The organism is Arthrobacter sp. H14, from assembly GCF_000520495.1.
Taxonomy (GTDB): domain Bacteria; phylum Actinomycetota; class Actinomycetes; order Actinomycetales; family Micrococcaceae; genus Arthrobacter_C.
The window spans coordinates 11,026-26,936 of the sequence record NZ_KI914661.1 but is presented as its reverse complement, the minus strand read 5'-3'; the positions used below and the strand labels follow the sequence as shown (position 1 = coordinate 26,936).

General features: G+C 61.9%; 17 protein-coding genes and 1 pseudogene. 10 read left to right on the top strand and 8 right to left on the bottom strand.

The genetic code is table 11. From position 1 onward, the window contains the following. Both Y707_RS26080 and Y707_RS0113695 read right to left on the bottom strand, forming a co-directional pair. A partial coding sequence (locus Y707_RS26080; protein ID WP_035781768.1) for an MFS transporter occupies window positions 1–955 on the bottom strand: 955 nt, incomplete at its 3' end. 433 nt (window positions 956–1,388) lie between these two features. After that, the gene (locus Y707_RS0113695) at window positions 1,389–3,131 is read right to left on the bottom strand and encodes a PAS domain-containing sensor histidine kinase (RefSeq protein ID WP_081744872.1); all 1,743 of its coding nucleotides are present in this window, start codon (window positions 3,129–3,131) and stop codon (window positions 1,389–1,391) included. 112 nt (window positions 3,132–3,243) lie between these two features. Between Y707_RS0113695 and Y707_RS0113690 the strand changes: the two genes are divergently transcribed. Beyond that, complete coding sequence (locus Y707_RS0113690) at window positions 3,244–4,005, top strand: response regulator transcription factor (protein WP_026535505.1); 762 nt, start codon at window positions 3,244–3,246, stop codon at window positions 4,003–4,005. A 25-nt stretch (window positions 4,006–4,030) separates the two neighbouring features. Here the strand turns inward: Y707_RS0113690 and Y707_RS26075 are convergent, their stop codons facing one another. Next, window positions 4,031–4,396 carry an Hpt domain-containing protein gene (locus tag Y707_RS26075; protein ID WP_051442010.1) on the bottom strand — a complete coding sequence of 122 codons (366 nt, stop codon included), beginning with the start codon at window positions 4,394–4,396 and terminating at the stop codon, window positions 4,031–4,033. A gap of 569 nt (window positions 4,397–4,965) precedes the next feature. Between Y707_RS26075 and Y707_RS0113680 the strand changes: the two genes are divergently transcribed. From Y707_RS0113680 to Y707_RS0113660, 5 genes are all read left to right on the top strand, one after another. Continuing rightward, window positions 4,966–5,373, top strand: coding sequence for a hypothetical protein (locus Y707_RS0113680; RefSeq protein ID WP_026535504.1), 408 nt, complete (start codon window positions 4,966–4,968; stop codon window positions 5,371–5,373). 92 nt (window positions 5,374–5,465) lie between these two features. Further along, a complete protein-coding gene (locus Y707_RS26070) occupies window positions 5,466–7,007 on the top strand; it encodes a signal peptidase I (RefSeq protein ID WP_051442009.1) in 1,542 nt (513 codons plus the stop codon). 454 nt (window positions 7,008–7,461) lie between these two features. Continuing rightward, on the top strand, window positions 7,462–7,947 hold the full coding sequence (locus Y707_RS29070; RefSeq protein ID WP_026535503.1) for a pilus assembly protein TadG-related protein: 486 nt from the start codon (window positions 7,462–7,464) through the stop codon (window positions 7,945–7,947). A gap of 255 nt (window positions 7,948–8,202) precedes the next feature. Next, window positions 8,203–8,415 carry a hypothetical protein gene (locus tag Y707_RS29065; RefSeq protein ID WP_026535502.1) on the top strand — a complete coding sequence of 71 codons (213 nt, stop codon included), beginning with the start codon at window positions 8,203–8,205 and terminating at the stop codon, window positions 8,413–8,415. Between the two features lie 55 nt (window positions 8,416–8,470). Then, window positions 8,471–8,674 carry an SDR family oxidoreductase gene (locus Y707_RS0113660; protein WP_155852982.1) on the top strand — a complete coding sequence of 68 codons (204 nt, stop codon included), beginning with the start codon at window positions 8,471–8,473 and terminating at the stop codon, window positions 8,672–8,674. Window positions 8,675–9,039: 365 nt separating this feature from the next. Here Y707_RS0113660 and Y707_RS0113655 read toward each other — a convergent pair whose 3' ends face one another. Next, the gene (locus tag Y707_RS0113655) at window positions 9,040–9,618 is read right to left on the bottom strand and encodes a TetR/AcrR family transcriptional regulator (RefSeq protein ID WP_026535500.1); all 579 of its coding nucleotides are present in this window, start codon (window positions 9,616–9,618) and stop codon (window positions 9,040–9,042) included. Between the two features lie 56 nt (window positions 9,619–9,674). Between Y707_RS0113655 and Y707_RS26060 the strand changes: the two genes are divergently transcribed. Then, window positions 9,675–10,823: an MFS transporter gene (locus Y707_RS26060; protein ID WP_051442008.1), complete on the top strand. Its 1,149-nt coding sequence runs from the start codon at window positions 9,675–9,677 to the stop codon at window positions 10,821–10,823. Window positions 10,824–11,087: 264 nt separating this feature from the next. Here the strand turns inward: Y707_RS26060 and Y707_RS29920 are convergent, their stop codons facing one another. Next, a complete protein-coding gene (locus Y707_RS29920) occupies window positions 11,088–11,387 on the bottom strand; it encodes a CHY zinc finger protein (protein ID WP_253905177.1) in 300 nt (99 codons plus the stop codon). A gap of 131 nt (window positions 11,388–11,518) precedes the next feature. Then, window positions 11,519–12,187 carry a biotin transporter BioY gene (locus Y707_RS26055; protein ID WP_051442007.1) on the bottom strand — a complete coding sequence of 223 codons (669 nt, stop codon included), beginning with the start codon at window positions 12,185–12,187 and terminating at the stop codon, window positions 11,519–11,521. Window positions 12,188–12,675: 488 nt separating this feature from the next. On the opposite strand from Y707_RS26055, the pseudogene Y707_RS29915 reads away from it, so the two are divergent. Next, window positions 12,676–12,842, top strand: a pseudogene (locus tag Y707_RS29915) (IS256 family transposase); the annotation flags it as partial. A 145-nt stretch (window positions 12,843–12,987) separates the two neighbouring features. Next, on the top strand, window positions 12,988–13,470 hold the full coding sequence (locus Y707_RS0113630) for a nucleoside deaminase (protein ID WP_026535498.1): 483 nt from the start codon (window positions 12,988–12,990) through the stop codon (window positions 13,468–13,470). Window positions 13,471–13,743: 273 nt separating this feature from the next. Here Y707_RS0113630 and Y707_RS0113625 read toward each other — a convergent pair whose 3' ends face one another. Continuing rightward, entirely contained in the window at window positions 13,744–14,229 is a 486-nt protein-coding gene (locus tag Y707_RS0113625; RefSeq protein ID WP_051442006.1) for a hypothetical protein, read from the bottom strand. Window positions 14,230–14,257: 28 nt separating this feature from the next. Next, window positions 14,258–14,989 (bottom strand): DUF1440 domain-containing protein, encoded by a 732-nt coding sequence (locus tag Y707_RS26050; RefSeq protein WP_051442005.1) that lies wholly within the window; start codon window positions 14,987–14,989, stop codon window positions 14,258–14,260. Window positions 14,990–15,134: 145 nt separating this feature from the next. Here Y707_RS26050 and Y707_RS32865 point away from each other — a divergent pair. Further along, window positions 15,135–15,911 (top strand): alcohol dehydrogenase catalytic domain-containing protein (locus tag Y707_RS32865; RefSeq protein ID WP_035781767.1); only part of this gene is annotated, 777 nt, incomplete at its 3' end.

Genomic DNA, 15,911 nt, shown 5'->3' with positions numbered 1-15,911 from the left:
CGAGGCCGTACACGACCAGGGCCGCCATTGCCGGGATCAGGCCGGTGACCGTCGCCAGCACTCCGTCGACTATTCCACGGAGGACGAAGGGACCGAGTACGAACCCCGCCCGCCGAGGATTGTCAGTAAGCCGCGAAAGGATGGCCGGCCCAATCGCGGCGCCGATACCAATGGCACCGAGCAACAGGCCGTAGTCTGCCTCGCCCAGCTGCAGGTGCTCTCTGGCCAGGACGACGAGGAGGGCACCAGTTGCCCCGGTCGAAAGGGCGCCAAGGAACTGCGCGCCGGCCAGAGACCGCAATAGCCTGTGGTTGGCAAGCATGGATAATCCCTCTTTCGCGTCCCGGTACCAGGACGAAGGTCCGACCGGTGCCGCAGCAGTGACTTTCAGGCGGAGGAGGGCGGCGGCCGAAGCGAGATAACTGGATCCATTGATCCAAAACGCCCAGTCGTACCCGTACGCGGCAACCACGACGCCGGCCAGCGGGGCGAAAACGACCTGCGGCACTACGGCGGCAGTCCACAACCCACTGTTTGCCACCACCAGGTCGCGTTCCCGGACCAGGGAGGGCAACACTGACTGCGCAGCTGGGTTAAAGAAAACGGCACCGGCAGACAGGCCGAAAGCCACCGCGTACACCGCAAAGACACTGCCGTCCAGGAACGGGAGGGAGAAAGCCAGGGCTGCCCGGACAAGATCCGCGGCGATCATCACAGACACCCGCGGCAGGCGGTCCACCAGAGGGCCGGCAAAGGAAGCAAGCAGCAAGACCGGAATGATCTCTGCAATCACCACCCCCGAGACTCCAAGACCGGTCCCAGTGAGGGAATACACCAGCAGCGCCAGCGCGACGGTATTGAACGCATCGCCCCACTGTGAAACCGTCCGGGCAACCCACAGGCGCCGATACGACTTCTGCCTTATCAGTGCAGAAAACGAGGTCCGGGACTCCATGCGCCCGATCCTCCCACAGTGCCTCCGATAAGGGATGTCAGGGCCGCACCTCGAAAAACGTTACCCACCCGCATCCATAAAGCCTGGAGGGGCCTTTGTGCCCTGTTTCCTTGGAGGACCCCACGCAATTCTCGATTGCCGCATGGATCCACGCATAATTATCACCAGCGGAAACGCCATCACCGGCTTTAGATAATCACAGTGCGACGCCGCCGGAAAACGGCGCTGGCCGAGAAAAGGGACATGAACGCGAATACCCGCAAGGCTTCGCTTTCGCTGGCGGTCGTCGCCGCCTTGGCCGTGACAGGTTGCCGTTTGGAAAAGCGTAGGGACCTATGCCGTGTCGTCGAAGAGTCCGGGTTGGGAGGAGGGGCTCGCCCCTCGTGATGCCGGGTGTAGGCGGTCGCTTATCCTTTCCGGATGGACATCCTTGTCATCGGTCTTGACCTTGATTTGGTGGTGGCAGCCCGATGGGGAGTTTTACGGTGAACTTTGTTCCGGTGCCGGGTTCGCTGGTGCATGAGATGGTTCCGTGGTGATTCTCCACGATGTTTTTCGCGATGGGAAGCCCCAGCCCGGTGCCGGGTATCTTTGTGGTGCGCGTGGAGCTGCTGCGGAAGAATTTGGAGAAGATCTGACTGATTTCGGATTCGCTGATGCCGATTCCCTGATCCTCGACTTCGAGCTGGATGTAACCGTCTGTCTTGTATGCCCGCACAGTGACTGCGCCGCCGTCGCGGGAGTACTTAATCGCGTTTGAAATCAGGTTGTCCAGTACCTGTCCGATTCTTAATGGATCCGCATATGCCGGAAGGCTGTCCGGGACATCTTGAACGAGAGTGATTCCGGCTTTCTGCGCGGGAGCTGATATAGAGGTAACCCTTGTTCTTATTATCCCGGCCACATCGGTCGGTCGGGGGTGGGTTGCAAGGGAACCGGAAGCGGTGTCGAGGATCTCCGAAACCAGTGCCAGCAGTCGTTCGGCGCTGCTTTCGCCGACGTGGAGATGTTCCCTCGCCTGGGGCGATATTTCCTTTTCGTCCTCGAGGACAAGGTCCAGGTGGCCGAGGATGGACGTCAGTGGTGTCTGTAGTTCGTGGGCGAGCGTTGAGATGAAGTCGTCCCTGGCCTTTACGCCGTTGACCAGGTCAGTGACATCGGTAGAGACAATGACAGATTCGGCAGCACCGTCGTCATCAGGGTCGCTGAATGTGCGTGCCGTGGCAGAGACTGCCCGCCGGTCTTCGTCTGCCCCAAACCACAGTAGATAATTTGAGTAGGACTCACCTCTGACTGCCCTGTTGATGGGGTGTTCGTCGAATGGGAGACAGCTGGACCGGCCGGCGTCGAATACAAGCCGCAGGCAATGGGATGTATTGCCCTCGGGACCGGCCAGTTGGTCGATAAGACGTTGTTGACGGTTTATCAACAATATGGTGCCGTTTCCATCCACGACGGTGACGCCAACAGCCATGTTGTTAAACACCTCCGGAAGCTGCCGTTCGGGCATGGTGCCGGCTTTGGACAGTGATTCAAGGGACTCCGTGTCCATATCCCGCTGCTGAATGACCTTGTTGCCGCCGGCGAAGTGAATGGTCAGCGTCAGGGCAAGCGTCGCCAACGGGATCAGCACTGCCGTGGTCAGCTCTTCCGACGCTGGAGGGCCGGGTGGCATAAAGACGAATGCTGAGACGATTATCAGGGGCCCGATAAAATTCAAGACTGCACTCGTTCTGAGTTTTAGCCCCGAAACGGATAGCCACACCACCGGGAAAACGGCGAGCAGGCCCCATGCGGCAATCACTTCTGCGGCGGCGGCACCGGACAATGCGATGGCGAAGAAATCTGCGATGGGAACTGCAAGAACGGCTCCGTGAAACAGTCTGTCCCAGGGCAGGGCGAAACTAACGCAAAGCAGGACAAGGTGAAGGAGCAGCCACAGTTGTAGTGCCGGGCTTTCGAGAAGATCCGGGCGAAAAACATGAAGGATGACTGCGGTAATGGCGCTTATCAGTGAAAACGGAAGCTGGCACAGGAAGACCTGTCTGCGCAGACCCGGCCCCGGGAAAAGCTGCCGCCACACAGGGATATGGGGATCCCTCACATATGGTCGTGCCCGTACGGTCGGGTCCCGGTATTTGTTTCGTACCCCTTCCCCCAGTGAAATTCGGCGCATAGGCTCATTATGGTTCCTTGGAATTGAGAAAGTGTAGTCATTACGGTTACCGGGTTATTGGGAATAACGTTTTTTACTAATAATTCAGGTGCGTTTCTGATGGAGAGGGAAGATGAGCGATCCCGGAGTGGCTGTGGTAATTGAGGACGATCCCGATGTCCGTCACCTGATGGACGCCGTGTTGAGGCAGTCGGGGTTCGAGGTGTATTCCGTTGAGGAAGGCCGTGAGGGAGTGAAAGCCGCGCGCGGCAACGACCCCACCATTGTGACGTTGGATGTCGGTCTTCCGGATATGGACGGTTATGAAGTCCTGCGGCAGATCCGTCAATTCAGTAATTGTTACATCATTATGATCACCGCCCTGCGGGATGAAATCGACATGCTGACTGCCTTGAATTCGGGGGCTGACGATTATTTAACGAAACCTTTCCGGCCACGTGAACTACGGGCAAGAATAACGGCGATGTTACGCCGTCCCCGCCCGCAGATGGAACAAAGTCCTCCCGCTGCTGCTCAGGCAACAGGGCAGGCCGACGGGGCAGCTGTATTGAAATGTAACGGAATCACTCTGTTCCCACAGATACGCTCTGCCACCGTCGAGGGCAGGGAGGTGAATTTGACCAGAAGCGAATTTGATCTGCTTCATGAACTATTACTCCATGCCGGGACGGTGCGGACCAAAGCTGATTTGGTCAGGGCCGTCCGGGGTGAGTATTACGGGGAGGACACCTATATCAGTGAAGCCGATGAGCGTGCCGTCGATGTCCATATCGGTAACCTGCGGCGCAAGCTCGGTGAGGATGTAAAGCAACCCCGGAGGCTGCTGACCGTACGGGGTGTCGGTTACCGCGTGGTGCCCGGGGCCCGGATGTAAGGTGCGCTGTTCTTAGGTGCGAACGTCACAGCTGCTCATTGCGCAACACTTCAACTGTCTGATTTCCGCACAGCAGTAAATGGGGCATCCCTGCGATGGCACCATCCATGTCCGACTGGCGGATCAGGTCCTCCAGATCGGAGGCGAGTTCGGCCAACAACGCGGCCCCAAGCATGAGGGAAGTGATCTTGATGCTCAGCACAGCATCGAGGGCCGCCGCCCGGTCCCGGCGGGCAACAGCGGTTGCTAACTTCTCGTACCGGTCTGCCCAGACTCCGACAAAGTCCCGCACAAACTCCCTCGCAATGACGGGGTCACCAATCTCATTTTCGAAAGCCTGAAGGACGGCTGCGTCGACGAAGCGACGGTTTTCGGCAGAGGCCACGGTCATTGCCGGTCCGCGTGTTGGATCAGCGTGGAAGGTACCCACATTAAAAGCACCGTCCTTATTCGGGTGTTGGCAGCGAAAAGAATACTCGTTCAGAGTACTTTTCCCATGTTGGGAAAACCCTGAAGTTGAGCAAATCCTGCCCAAACATTGCGGTTGCGCTTCCCGCGCCCCCTTTCTGCGGCCAAGGACCAATCGGCAAGTGGTGAGGCACTTTCGCCATCCGCGGTAAGGCGCTCTCTGCCGGGACACGGGGCGAGTCTCTTGCGGCATTTCGGCAGGTAAGGCACAGGAACCGCAGACTGCTGCCAGCCTTTTGACGGTTTCGTCGAAGGTCGCAGTTTTCGGGCAAATGCGCTGTTAGTTTCGAAGTGTCGGTGCGGCGCGGGCAGATGAAAAGTCCATATGTGCAGCGGGGGGAAGCAGAACCCAGTTCCGGGGGAAATCGGTGCTGGAACCTTCAGCAGTAAGCAGCAAACCCACCGGCAATAACACATCCGGTCTTGGCCGGGGAAGTAAAGCCGGAGCCCGTCTGGGCTTCCCGGGCTATCAAAAAACGAAAGAGAACCACCATGAGGAAATCCAGCAAGCTCATCACCGCCGTTGCCGTTGCGGGTCTGGCCTTCGCCGGCGGGACGGCACTGACCGGCACCGGTCTGGCCACCACCGCCCCGACAACCCAGTTCATCGGCGGTCAGGTCAGTCAGAGCGTCACCGGTGCCACCCTGGCAGCAGTCGACTACGCATTCGCCGACGCCGACGCTAAGACTAAGGTCAACAGCATCACTCTGGCCTTCACCAACACTGCTGACGGGGTCAAAGTCGCCGCCGCACCGTCAGGTGGATCCGGCGGTACCTTCTCCTGCACCGATGTTGTGGCCAACGCCTCCACCTGTACCTTCGCGGAGGACACGACGACCACCACTGTCACGGAAACGGGCTACACCGGTCTGACCAGCCTGGCCGTTACTGCCAGCTAATCCGGTATCCAGTTCCAGCACGGGGCATGACCCGTCCGCAGCAGCGGGTCATGCCCCGTGCTTCCACCGTTAGTCAATAAGGGTCCACGATTATGCTGAACCGGTTTTTCCGCCGCCTTTTGGCAGGAGCCCTCACGGGGGTTGCCGCCTTGCTGGCTATTGGTACGGCAGTGCTTGCAGGTGGTCACGCTGCTGTGGTGTCCACCGACGGAACCAGTATGAACCCGGTGTATTACCACGGAGATCTGGTTCTCGTGATCCCGGCACCGTCCTATGCGGTGGGGCAGATCGTCGCCTACCGGATGCCTGAGGACGGCAACGTGGTCCTGCACCGCATTATTGACGGTGACGCAGACGGTTTCGTGATCAAGGGTGATAACAGCCAGTCGATCGACGTGATGCGCCCGTCCGCGGACCAGCTCATCGGCCGGGCGGTTCTGCATATTCCCCACGGCGGCGTCTGGCTCCAGCGCCTGACGAGTCCGCCCATGCTGGCCCTGGCCGCCTTCGCGCTGCTGGCAGGCGGTGGCACCGCCATGACACGGCGCGCACGCAAACGACGAAGGAAAACCCTAATGTCCCGGCACACCACCACAGGATCCAGCCCGGTCACGGCGCTGGGACCCCTCACACCAACGCTGAAGGCCGCCGCCGGCACCACCGTTCTCATCGCAGCCCTCGGCGCCGCACTGGCAGTGCCGGCCTGGACCGGGCCACTGGAGCATTCCTCAGCGGCAGAACCAACCAACGATGCACGAATGGTGTTCTCCTACACCGCCGACGTCAAACCGGGCCCGGCCTATGACGACACTACTGTCGAGTCCCCGCAGCCGATCTTCCGCAACCTCATCGATACTATCGATGTTCACTTCTCCTATAGGGGCGAACCCGGCGACGTGACAGTGACCGCCGAACTGTCGAGCCCCGGAGGATGGAATTCGACCATCCCACTGGCCGCGCCGGAATCATTCACCAGTGACAGGTACGACGGAACCATTCAACTGGATCTGGAGGCGCTTGAGGCCAAGGCCCAGGCAGCGGCTGAAGTCACCGGACTTCCAGCCGGGCAGCTCTCCATCGCCGTCACCCCGAAGGTGGAGACGGCAACAGGGCATAAATTCGAGCCAGCCCTGAACCTGAACATGACACCCCTACAGCTGGCCGTGAACGGTGGGGTGGAAGCGCTTACCGTCACTGGCGAAGACACCGCCGGGGAGCCGGGCCTTGTACCACGGACAGTCGGGCCTGAGAGCTGGAACCTCACCGCCGCCACGGCACGGATCATTTCAGCGGCCCTGCTGCTGACGTCAATACTCGTCAGCACCGTCCTGCTCGTGGCCGCCCGGCGCAGAACCCCGGCCGATGAAGGAGCCATCATCCGCCGCCGCTACGCCGCACTGCTGGTAAAGGTGCACCCGATGACCGCACCGCAGGGAAGACCAATCATCGACGTCACCACCTTCGCCACATTGGCCAAACTTGCCGAACGATACGGCCTGCTGGTGCTGCACTGGGCACGCAGCGACGTCGAGACCTTCATCGTCCAGGACGAAAACACCACCTACCGCTACCGCACAGGCGCCGAGCAACCAGAACAGCAAACACAAGAGCCGCTGGTGGACGCGGGCGCCTAACAGGACCGTCCCTGAACTGCCGAACACAGAGGCCAGTGCAGCTGATCAGCACCGAAGCTCCATCAGTTCCATATGAAGGAAAAGACATGCCCATTGCAAGCCTTCTGCCGGCCCTGGGGCCAGGTCCTGTTGATCTCTTTAGATTCGAATCATTGAGCAGCGAACTCGGAAACAGTTACGCAAGACTCATATTTGTGAGGGACTTCCTCGGTTCATTGCCAGACAGGGTAAACAGCATTATCTCCTCCTCCATGATCGGCGGGCCCCGAGTGGAGAACAGATGCCTGCGGATTGAACGGCAGGTTCGGGCAGGATAGTTTTGTGAAGCACGGCAGGACATCTCTGATTTGGTGCATGAAGCGGGCGCGCTTGGAGAAGTACTCAACGACCTGTCAGCTCCGTGACGCGGCCGGAGCATCCGAAGCGGTCGTTTGGGCCCTATTGCGGAGAAGATTTGAAACGTGCGGATACGGATGACGAGCGCGGAGCAGTCGCCGTGATCGTTGCGTTGCTGATGGTGGTGCTGCCCGGGTTCACCGCGTATGTTATAGATGTCGCGGCGATGTACTGGGAAAAAGCGCAACTGCAGAACGGTGCCGACGCAGCTGCCCTCGGTATCGCCCAGCAGTGCGCGGCCGGAGAATGCGGAGGTATTAACACCACGGCCACCACGCTTGCCGGGCTGAACGCCAACGATGGCAAAGCATCCGCCATACCCGCCGTAGCAGGCGACTCAGTGACCGTGACCACCAGCACCCTTACCGCAGGCGGCGAAAACGAACTCGCACACCTGTTGCCCCTGTGCTGGGCATCGACAGCTCCGAAATCGGCGCCAGGGCGACAGCCGGATGGGGAAGCCCCTCCAGCGGGCCGGCCATATTGCCGATGGCAATCTCGCACTGCAACTTCCCGCTTGGCCTGGCCGCCGGCCGTCAACTGATCCGCTACGACACAACGGTCACCTGCGTCGGGCCCACAGGGCACTCCATCCCCGGCGGATTCGGCTGGCTCTCACAAACACCGGGCACCTGCTCCGTGGATGTCGATGTGGCCGATCCGCAAACTCCGGTGACCACGGGCAACAACTTCCCCTCAAACTGCGTCACCCAGCTGCAGACGATGAAAAATGAGACCGTTCTTATACCCCTGTACGAGCAATACGGGCTCTCAGGGTCCAACGGGTGGTACAAAAATCATGGGTTCGCCGCGTTCCACGTCGAAGGCTGGAAAATTCGGCGGCACCGGTGATACGAACTTGAACTGGAACAACAGCCTGTACCCCGAAGCGACCTGCACCGGCGACTGCCGAGGACTCATCGGTACCTTCGAAAAATTTGTATCCCTCGAAGCGGGCTTTGAATTCGGCGGGCCCGACGTCGGCGCCACCGCGGTCATCCTCACCGAATAGAACGCGTCCCCTCCCTCAAGGCGGCGGCAAAAGATCATGACCAGTGCAGTATTTCGTGATTGATCCGAATCGCGCAGCATCGTACTGGCGGGGGACGGACGCTGACCTCGACAGCAGCCATTGGGCGGTTGAGCCCCGAACATGGGTGTGGCAACCCCCGGCCGAAATCACCTACGCCATCCTTTTCTCCGTCTCGCCCTGGGCCCGGTACGCCACGGGCCAGAACCTGGTGGTTGACGGTGGATTGATGATGGATTAGAGCCGAACAGCACGTCGACCGAAGACTCGGGAGACTCCATCTTATGATGTCAGTGTGACAATAGAACCGCCGGGCCGAGCCGGTTGCGCCGCAATGCGATTTGCTCACGATGAGCCGTTGCAGGGCACCGCTCCAGAGGGTGCGCACTCATGGCTGCTCGTTGAACACCCAGGCCCCTGGCCTTCTCGGGGGCTACCGCCGGATATGCCCTCTGCCGTGACAGCGGTGTGGCAAGAGATCCTTGACGCGGGTGTTCGTCCACAGCTGGTGCGCCGCGTTCGTGACCGGCAGCGTCCGACGTCGGTCGTGATGGCCGAATCTGAGGGGAGCCGTCATGGTGTCTGCCCCTAGGCAAAACGTGCCGGTTACATAGTTTTCGGGGTGCAGGCGTCGACAAGGATCCGGGCGGTTTCTTCACCTGAAGTAATGGCGTTCTCGAGTGAATCTCTGAGCATCATGGCCAGGACGCCGCTGACGATGAGGGCCAGGTGTTTTGCGAGGGTTTCCGCGTTGGCCCCGGCTACGGGTTCAGCCAGCTTCTGCAGCCGTGAGGTGAGCAGGTTCGTCTCGTCCATGAGCACAGCTTCGAGCTCTTTGCTGTGTTGGTTGGTCTCTGCTGCCGTGCCGAGGAATCCGCACCAGCGCGCTGCGAGGTGTTTGGACCGGTAGGCCCGCAGTGCGGCGAAGACGGCGAGGAGTTTTTCGTTGTCTCCGGAAGCGGATTCTATGCACGTCTGCCATTCGCGGTCCCAGATGGTCAGTCTGCGTCGCAGCGCTTCGGTGACGAGTCCATCTTTGTTTCCGAAGTGGGCGTAAAGGGTGGCGGGTGCGGTGTTTGCCTTATTGAGGATGACATCGACCGGTGTGGCGGCGATTCCTGCGGTGAAGAGCAGGGCGTCGGCGGCGTCGAGCAGCCGGTCGCGGGGTGGGGGTTGCGTAACCATATCTACAGCTTATAACGTGCGTTACAATGAAACGGTCGTTACAGCAGGGTGCACGGATGCGTCCGGCTGTCCTGGCAGCATCCGCCATGGGTTTGATCGCGGCCACCTATGGTCTTGTCCGGATGGGCTATGGATTGTTCCTGCCGTTTTTTGCGGAGACTTTCGCTATATCGGCGACGGTTTCGGGCTTGATTTTCTCGGGGACTTCGGTGGTGTTTTGCCTCGCTGCCGGTATCGCATACTTTCAAGCGGGTCACAGACCACGGCACGTGACCATAGCGGCGGGTGCAACTGCCGCTGCGGGCAGTGTGGGAATTGCTGTTGCAGGCGATGTGGCTGTTCTCGGTGTATCCGTTGTGGTCGCAGGCGCAGGGGCCGGTTTCGCCTCACCTGCGATGATCAAGTTGATCGAACGGAATATCCGTTCCACCCGCCAAAATTCGATGAACACGGTGGTGAATTCCGGCAACGGCCTTGGTCTCGCCTTTGCCGGGATGCTGGCCCTGGTCCTTGCCGACTCGTGGCGGCTTGCCTGGGCCCTGGTTGCTGCCGCCACGTTAGCTGCAATGTGCTCGGTCCTCACCTCCGACTCCCGCACCCGGGTACAAACGGTTCCTGCCTCTACCGTCGGGAACCGAACCGGGATCCGGGCCTTCGGGCTTCCCGCCGTCGGTGCTTACACGCTGGGGGCCGGCAGTGCCGCGGTCTGGGTCCAGGGCCGGACACTTTTACAGCAAGTTGGCCAAATTGACGTCCGGGCATCAGCAGGGGCATGGGTGATTCTCGGTGCCGGTGGCGCGGCAGCCGCACTCTTGGCCGGCTGGCTCAGCCGCCGCACAATTACGGTCAGCTGGCTGATAACCGCTACAGGAACTGGTGCCGCGACGGCATTCATTGGCCTGTTCCCGCAAACCATCAGCATGGCCTATGCCGCTTCTGCACTGTTCGGCTTTGCATTCAACGCCGCAACGTCCGTTCTAATTATCTGGGCCGGACGCATCCAGGCGGACTCCTCCGCCGCCGGAACTTCGCTGCTCTTCATCGCCCTGGCTGCGGGCCAGGCGTCGGGATCCGCCCTCGTGGGAATACTCATCGACCAACTGGGCTTCAGCATGGCCTTCAGCACTGCGGCCGGCCTATGCATTCTGAGCGGATTAGCCGGAATTGGTCCAACCCTGGGGAGTGAGAACCGCAGAGGGGAATAAATCCCTTATATGAGGTATCCCGGGCGCAAACCCGCCACGGAGGCATGTGCCATCACTTTCGACGATCGATGTCCCAGGGGCAAAACTAATGAACAGCCGGATGCACCGCTAAAGTGGTAGTCCCGCTGGGCTTTCGCTCCCAGTCACGGTCCTTGGCAGTCTGGGGAGTACCCCAACTATTTTCCGTGAAAATGTTCGGCATGATGTTGCCACGAAAACCTTTTCGGGATTCGCGGCGCTGGCATTGGTTATGGTAAGGGTTCGTCAAAACAGGCCGTTCGACCGGGGGTCTTGCGGTCTTTTACTCTTTTGTGCAGCGGAGGGGTGTTGACCGGTGTCAAAATAAAGGCCGGCGTGATGCCTGCAGTTTTCATTGAAGGCGGCACCACAGTTGTTGCAGGAGGAAGTCCGGCGGTAATCCGTGATCGTCATCTGCGCCCGGCATACTCCACACAGGATGGCTTGTTCGTGGAATTCGGTTTCAGGCCATCGCCGGACGGGGTGGGTTTCGGACTCCTGATGGCAGTGGAAGCAGGCGTAGAACCTGTTGCAGCACTTGAACATGATCGCCACAACGTCCTTGTCGGTGTGGTAGTGGATGCACCGGGCCGCGTCATCGATGGTTTTTCCGTGGATCTGCACAGCTGGCTCTCCTGTCTTCACGGCCGTGGCTTCCGGTGATGGATGGGGTGGCACTAGAGGCCGCCACGGTGCAGCAGCCGGGGGAAAGCTTTATGGACGTTCAGCCCCAGGCCGGCGGCGAGCAGGTTCTTGACTGTATCCCCCGGCAGGAAGACGACATCAGCAGCGATGGCGGTGCCCAGGTCCAGGTTCGCGTTCATCATCATCCCGGCGATACCCAGGGGGTGGTTCACAGCGGCGGTGGCAATCATGCAGGCCAGAAAGAGCAGCAAAAAACGCATCCGTTTAGCGTGCCTGAGGACCATCGCCGCAAGCCAGCCGGCAACGGCGGCGGTCAGCGGAAATGAAAGCAGGTAGCCGGCAGAGGGGCCGGCGAGGACGCCCAGTCCACCGCTGAAACCGGCGAAAACGGGAAGCCCTGCCAGGCCGGCGGCCACGTACAGTCCCACGGCGGCCGCGCCGCGGCCCGGGCCCAGTACGACGCCGGTGAGCATGATGGCCAGAGTCTGCAGAGTTATCGGGACGCCGACGCCTCCCAGCGGGATGGCGGGTGTGAGGCCGAACGCTGCGACCAGAGCGGCGAAGACGGCGATCAGCGACAGGTCGGTGGCGTTCCATGAGGTCCGGGTGCGTGTGGAAACGGCTGGTGCAGAAGGTACTTCCGGTGTTTGTGACTGGTCACCGGGTGCCGGTGACCGCTGATCCTTTTCGTGAATTGCCATGAATGCTCCTTGCCGTAGTGGTTCCCAGGGCCAATGGGGTGCCCTTGTGCCATGTCGGCATACAGCCTACAGTCCCGGCAGTTCCACATGCCGGAGACGGACGCATGTTGTCTCCGCCGCCGGGAAGGGTGCCAGGGTCGCTTTTATCCACACGGGAGCCCTTTTGCAGGGGTTGAGATCAGGCTGAAGCAGCCTGCGGCCGTCGAACGCGGAACCAGCACCGGCGACTGATAACTTCTCATTGGATGCGATGTTCGAAGCACCGCTCAGCGCGTTGGCCCGCCCCAGGTGAGACCAAGCACGGTTAGGGCCTCGAGTATGACTGGGCTGTCCGCCTGCAATGTGTAATCCGGCACCGCCACAGAATCCGCAGCGGTCACGGCACAATAGGTCCCGGACAGCTGTGCGGAGGCAGCGGCCCGCCCGTTAGGCGAAACCACGGCTGACAGATGAACAAGCCGGCACCCCCACCGGTCTTCGCTGAAACCCGTGGCCACTTCCCAAGGGGCAAGCCACGCTCAAGTGCGTCTACCTCGCCGTCATGGCCCTCGACCCGACCGGCAAGGGCCGAGCCCGCTGGACCCAACGCTGGAAGGCAGCGCTCAACGCTTTCGAGAACACCTTCGACGGCCGACTCTCCGCCGGCCGCCGCTGAACATCAACAATCAGAGTTACACCGAAAACTGGACAGACCCGCGAGGCCGGCCGCTTCACCACGCCCGGGTCACGGATTGGCCCTCCACCGGGCCGACTCCCATGGCTCACGACCGATCGGTGGATCGAGGCTAGGCTTGTTGCCCATGGGTATCTCAGAGGTTGATCTGGCACATCTGCGGCGTTGCGTGGAGCTGGCACGGGAGGCACTCGAGGCTGGCGACGAGCCGTTCGGGTCCCTGCTGGTCTCGGTGGAGGGCACCGTGCTGTTCGAGGACCGCAATCGGGTCGCCGGCGGCGACCAGACCCGTCATCCGGAATTCGAGATCGCCCGATGGGCCGCTGCCCACCTCCCCTTGGGGCAACGGGCAGTTGCCACGGTCTACACTTCAGGCGAGCACTGCCCGATGTGCGCGGCCGCACACGCGTGGGTGGGGCTGGGGCGTATCGTCTACGCCTTGTCCTCGGCGCAACTCGGCGAGTGGTTGCGCGACCTCGGTACACCGCTATCACCGGTCACCGCCCTACCCATCAACACCGTCGCCCCTGGAGTGCCCGTCGACGGCCCCAGCCTCGATCTGGCGCCGACCGTACGAGAATTGCACCGGATCCGGGCTGCCCGCGGCTGAACAGGCAAGGTCAAAACGCTCACGTGTCTGTTCCTGGCTCGGTGGGCGCCGTAGCGGGGCACGGAGCCGGTAGGGCGTGGTGGTGCTCGTGGCGGGAGTGCTGCTCGGCGGAATTCATGGCGCCTCCTCGAAGGTCGCGCGAACGGGCAGGGGCGCGACACCGCCTGGAGCAGGTCAGGCTTCGTCGAAAATCCGCAAGGCCATGGTCCCGTGGGTGACGGCAGCTCCGGCGCCCAGGCCGGCCCGATTTCAACTCGGATTGGTGGATCGAAGCTAAGAACTGCGCGTCGGGGCGAAGACGTGGTCGTAGAGCACTCCGGTGGCCGCGACTACGACGAGCTTGTCGAGCAGGTCGATGGTCCAGTCCTGCCGGTCCCAGGTGGTGGGCTTGGCGAGCCCCAGAGCGGTGTTGAGCAAGACATCACTGGTGTAGACGGTGGCGAAGGCCACCGCCACGGCTTTGGGCCCCCGCAGTCCGGTGCGGGTGGTGAGGGCGTAGGCAGAGCCCCACATGATGCCGAGCCCGAAGTGGGTCACCCAGTTCAGTTGCTTGCGTCCCTGTTCGGTCTCCGGGTGGACGGGCAGGATCTTCTCGGCGAAGTCGGCCGGTGCGTAGCTGTCTTCACGTCCGGTCAGGGGCATCTCGACGAACTTCTGGAAGGCGGTCATCACCACGGTGCCGGCGACTCCTGCGGCCGTGCCGCGGGCGAGCGAGTTCATCAGGGAAGGCTTGTTCTGGGTCAGTTTTTTGGTCAGCATTCTTCACGGTAAACCGTTAGGAGACGTGTCAGCAAGCCCCTCCGCGAATCACCGCTGGTGCCCCGTGAGCGATTTTTGCGGGGATGAGCTTGCGCCACCGGAGACGCTTAGAGTCCTTGCCGGTGTGGAGCCAGCGGAACCGTTCGGTGGTCCGCAACAGAGTTTCGGTGACCACGCCGAGCACGACGTGGGCGACCAGGCCCCGGGCATGGGCCTGCCAGGGGTACCGGCCCGGCGCGGAGGCGATGCCGCTCACAGGCGCGGCGGTCTCGTCCATCACCAGGAACAGGGCCAGGCCATAAAGGGCGCCGTTGCCGGTGCGCAACCATGGTTGCCGCCGGCGTGCTGGCCCGTAGAGGGCTCCGGGCAGCATCCCGAGTGAGAAGTGGAAGATAACCGCGGCCGGTGCCGGGTGTTGGTTCGGGGAGCTGACCCCGCTGACCTGGGTGGCTTTCGTCAGGATCCCCACAGTTCCCGTCCCGGGAACACCGTCATGGGCGCCGGTGCCATCTTGAACGCTGCGGGTCTGCGCGGCGGGGCTGGTGCCGGCGGTGTCTGCCCCTGTCGTGTGGCCGGTGGGGCGGGCCTGCAGGTCGCGGGCCAGGGTTTCCTGGTTTTCATGGCGCAGCATCACCCATCCGATCTGATCCATGGCCCAGACTCCGATCGCCCCGGCGGCCGCCCCGATGAGCATGTCGGTGAGCGTGCGGGCCCGTGGTGCCGTGGCCGAGCCGGTTCCGGTGGCGTGCTGGTTGCGCATCCGGACGTCCACCTCCTTCCGCGCACTGGGCGCCGGGCGACCCGCAACCGGGAATCGGATCTGGTGCGGCCCTTTACGGTCGGTCCTGTGCTGTGACCATACTGGAACGATCAGCATACTGGGTAACAGAACTGGAGATTGTGTTATGAAGGCACTCACGTGGCAGGGAAAGCGCTCGGTGAGCGTCGAGGAGGTCCCGGATCCGCGAATTCAGGGGCCCACTGACGCGATCGTCCGGATGACTTCCACGGCCATCTGTGGGTCGGATCTGCACCTCTACGAGGTGCTGGGCCCGTTCATGGACAAGGGTGACATCATCGGCCACGAGCCCATGGGCATCGTGGAGGAGGTCGGCTCGTCCGTCACGAACATCAAGGCCGGGGACCGGGTGGTCATCCCGTTCAACGTCTCGTGCGGGCACTGCTGGATGTGCCGGCACGGGCTGCAGTCCCAGTGCGAGACGACCCAGGTCCGCGGGTACAACAGCGGCGCGGCCCTGTTCGGGTACTCGTGGCTCTACGGCTCCGTGCCCGGCGGGCAGGCCGAGTACCTGCGCGTCCCGCACGCCGACTACGGGCCCATCAAGGTCCCGCAGACCGGCGAGGACGAGCGCTACCTCTACCTCTCAGACATTGTGCCCACCGCCTGGCAGGGCGTGCAGTACGCCAATGTTCCAGAGGGTGGCTCCCTGGCCGTGCTGGGTCTGGGCCCGGTGGGCCAGTTTGCGGCCCGGATCGGCCGCCACCTGGGCTACCGCGTGATCGCCGTGGACCCGGTCCCCGAGCGCCGGGCCATGGCCGAGCGCCACGGCATTGAGGCCCTGGATCTGCACGACGGCGTGGCCGAGGAACTGCGGGAGCGCACAGACGGCCGTGGACCGGACTCCGTGGTGGACGCCGTGGGCATGGAGGCCCACGGCTCG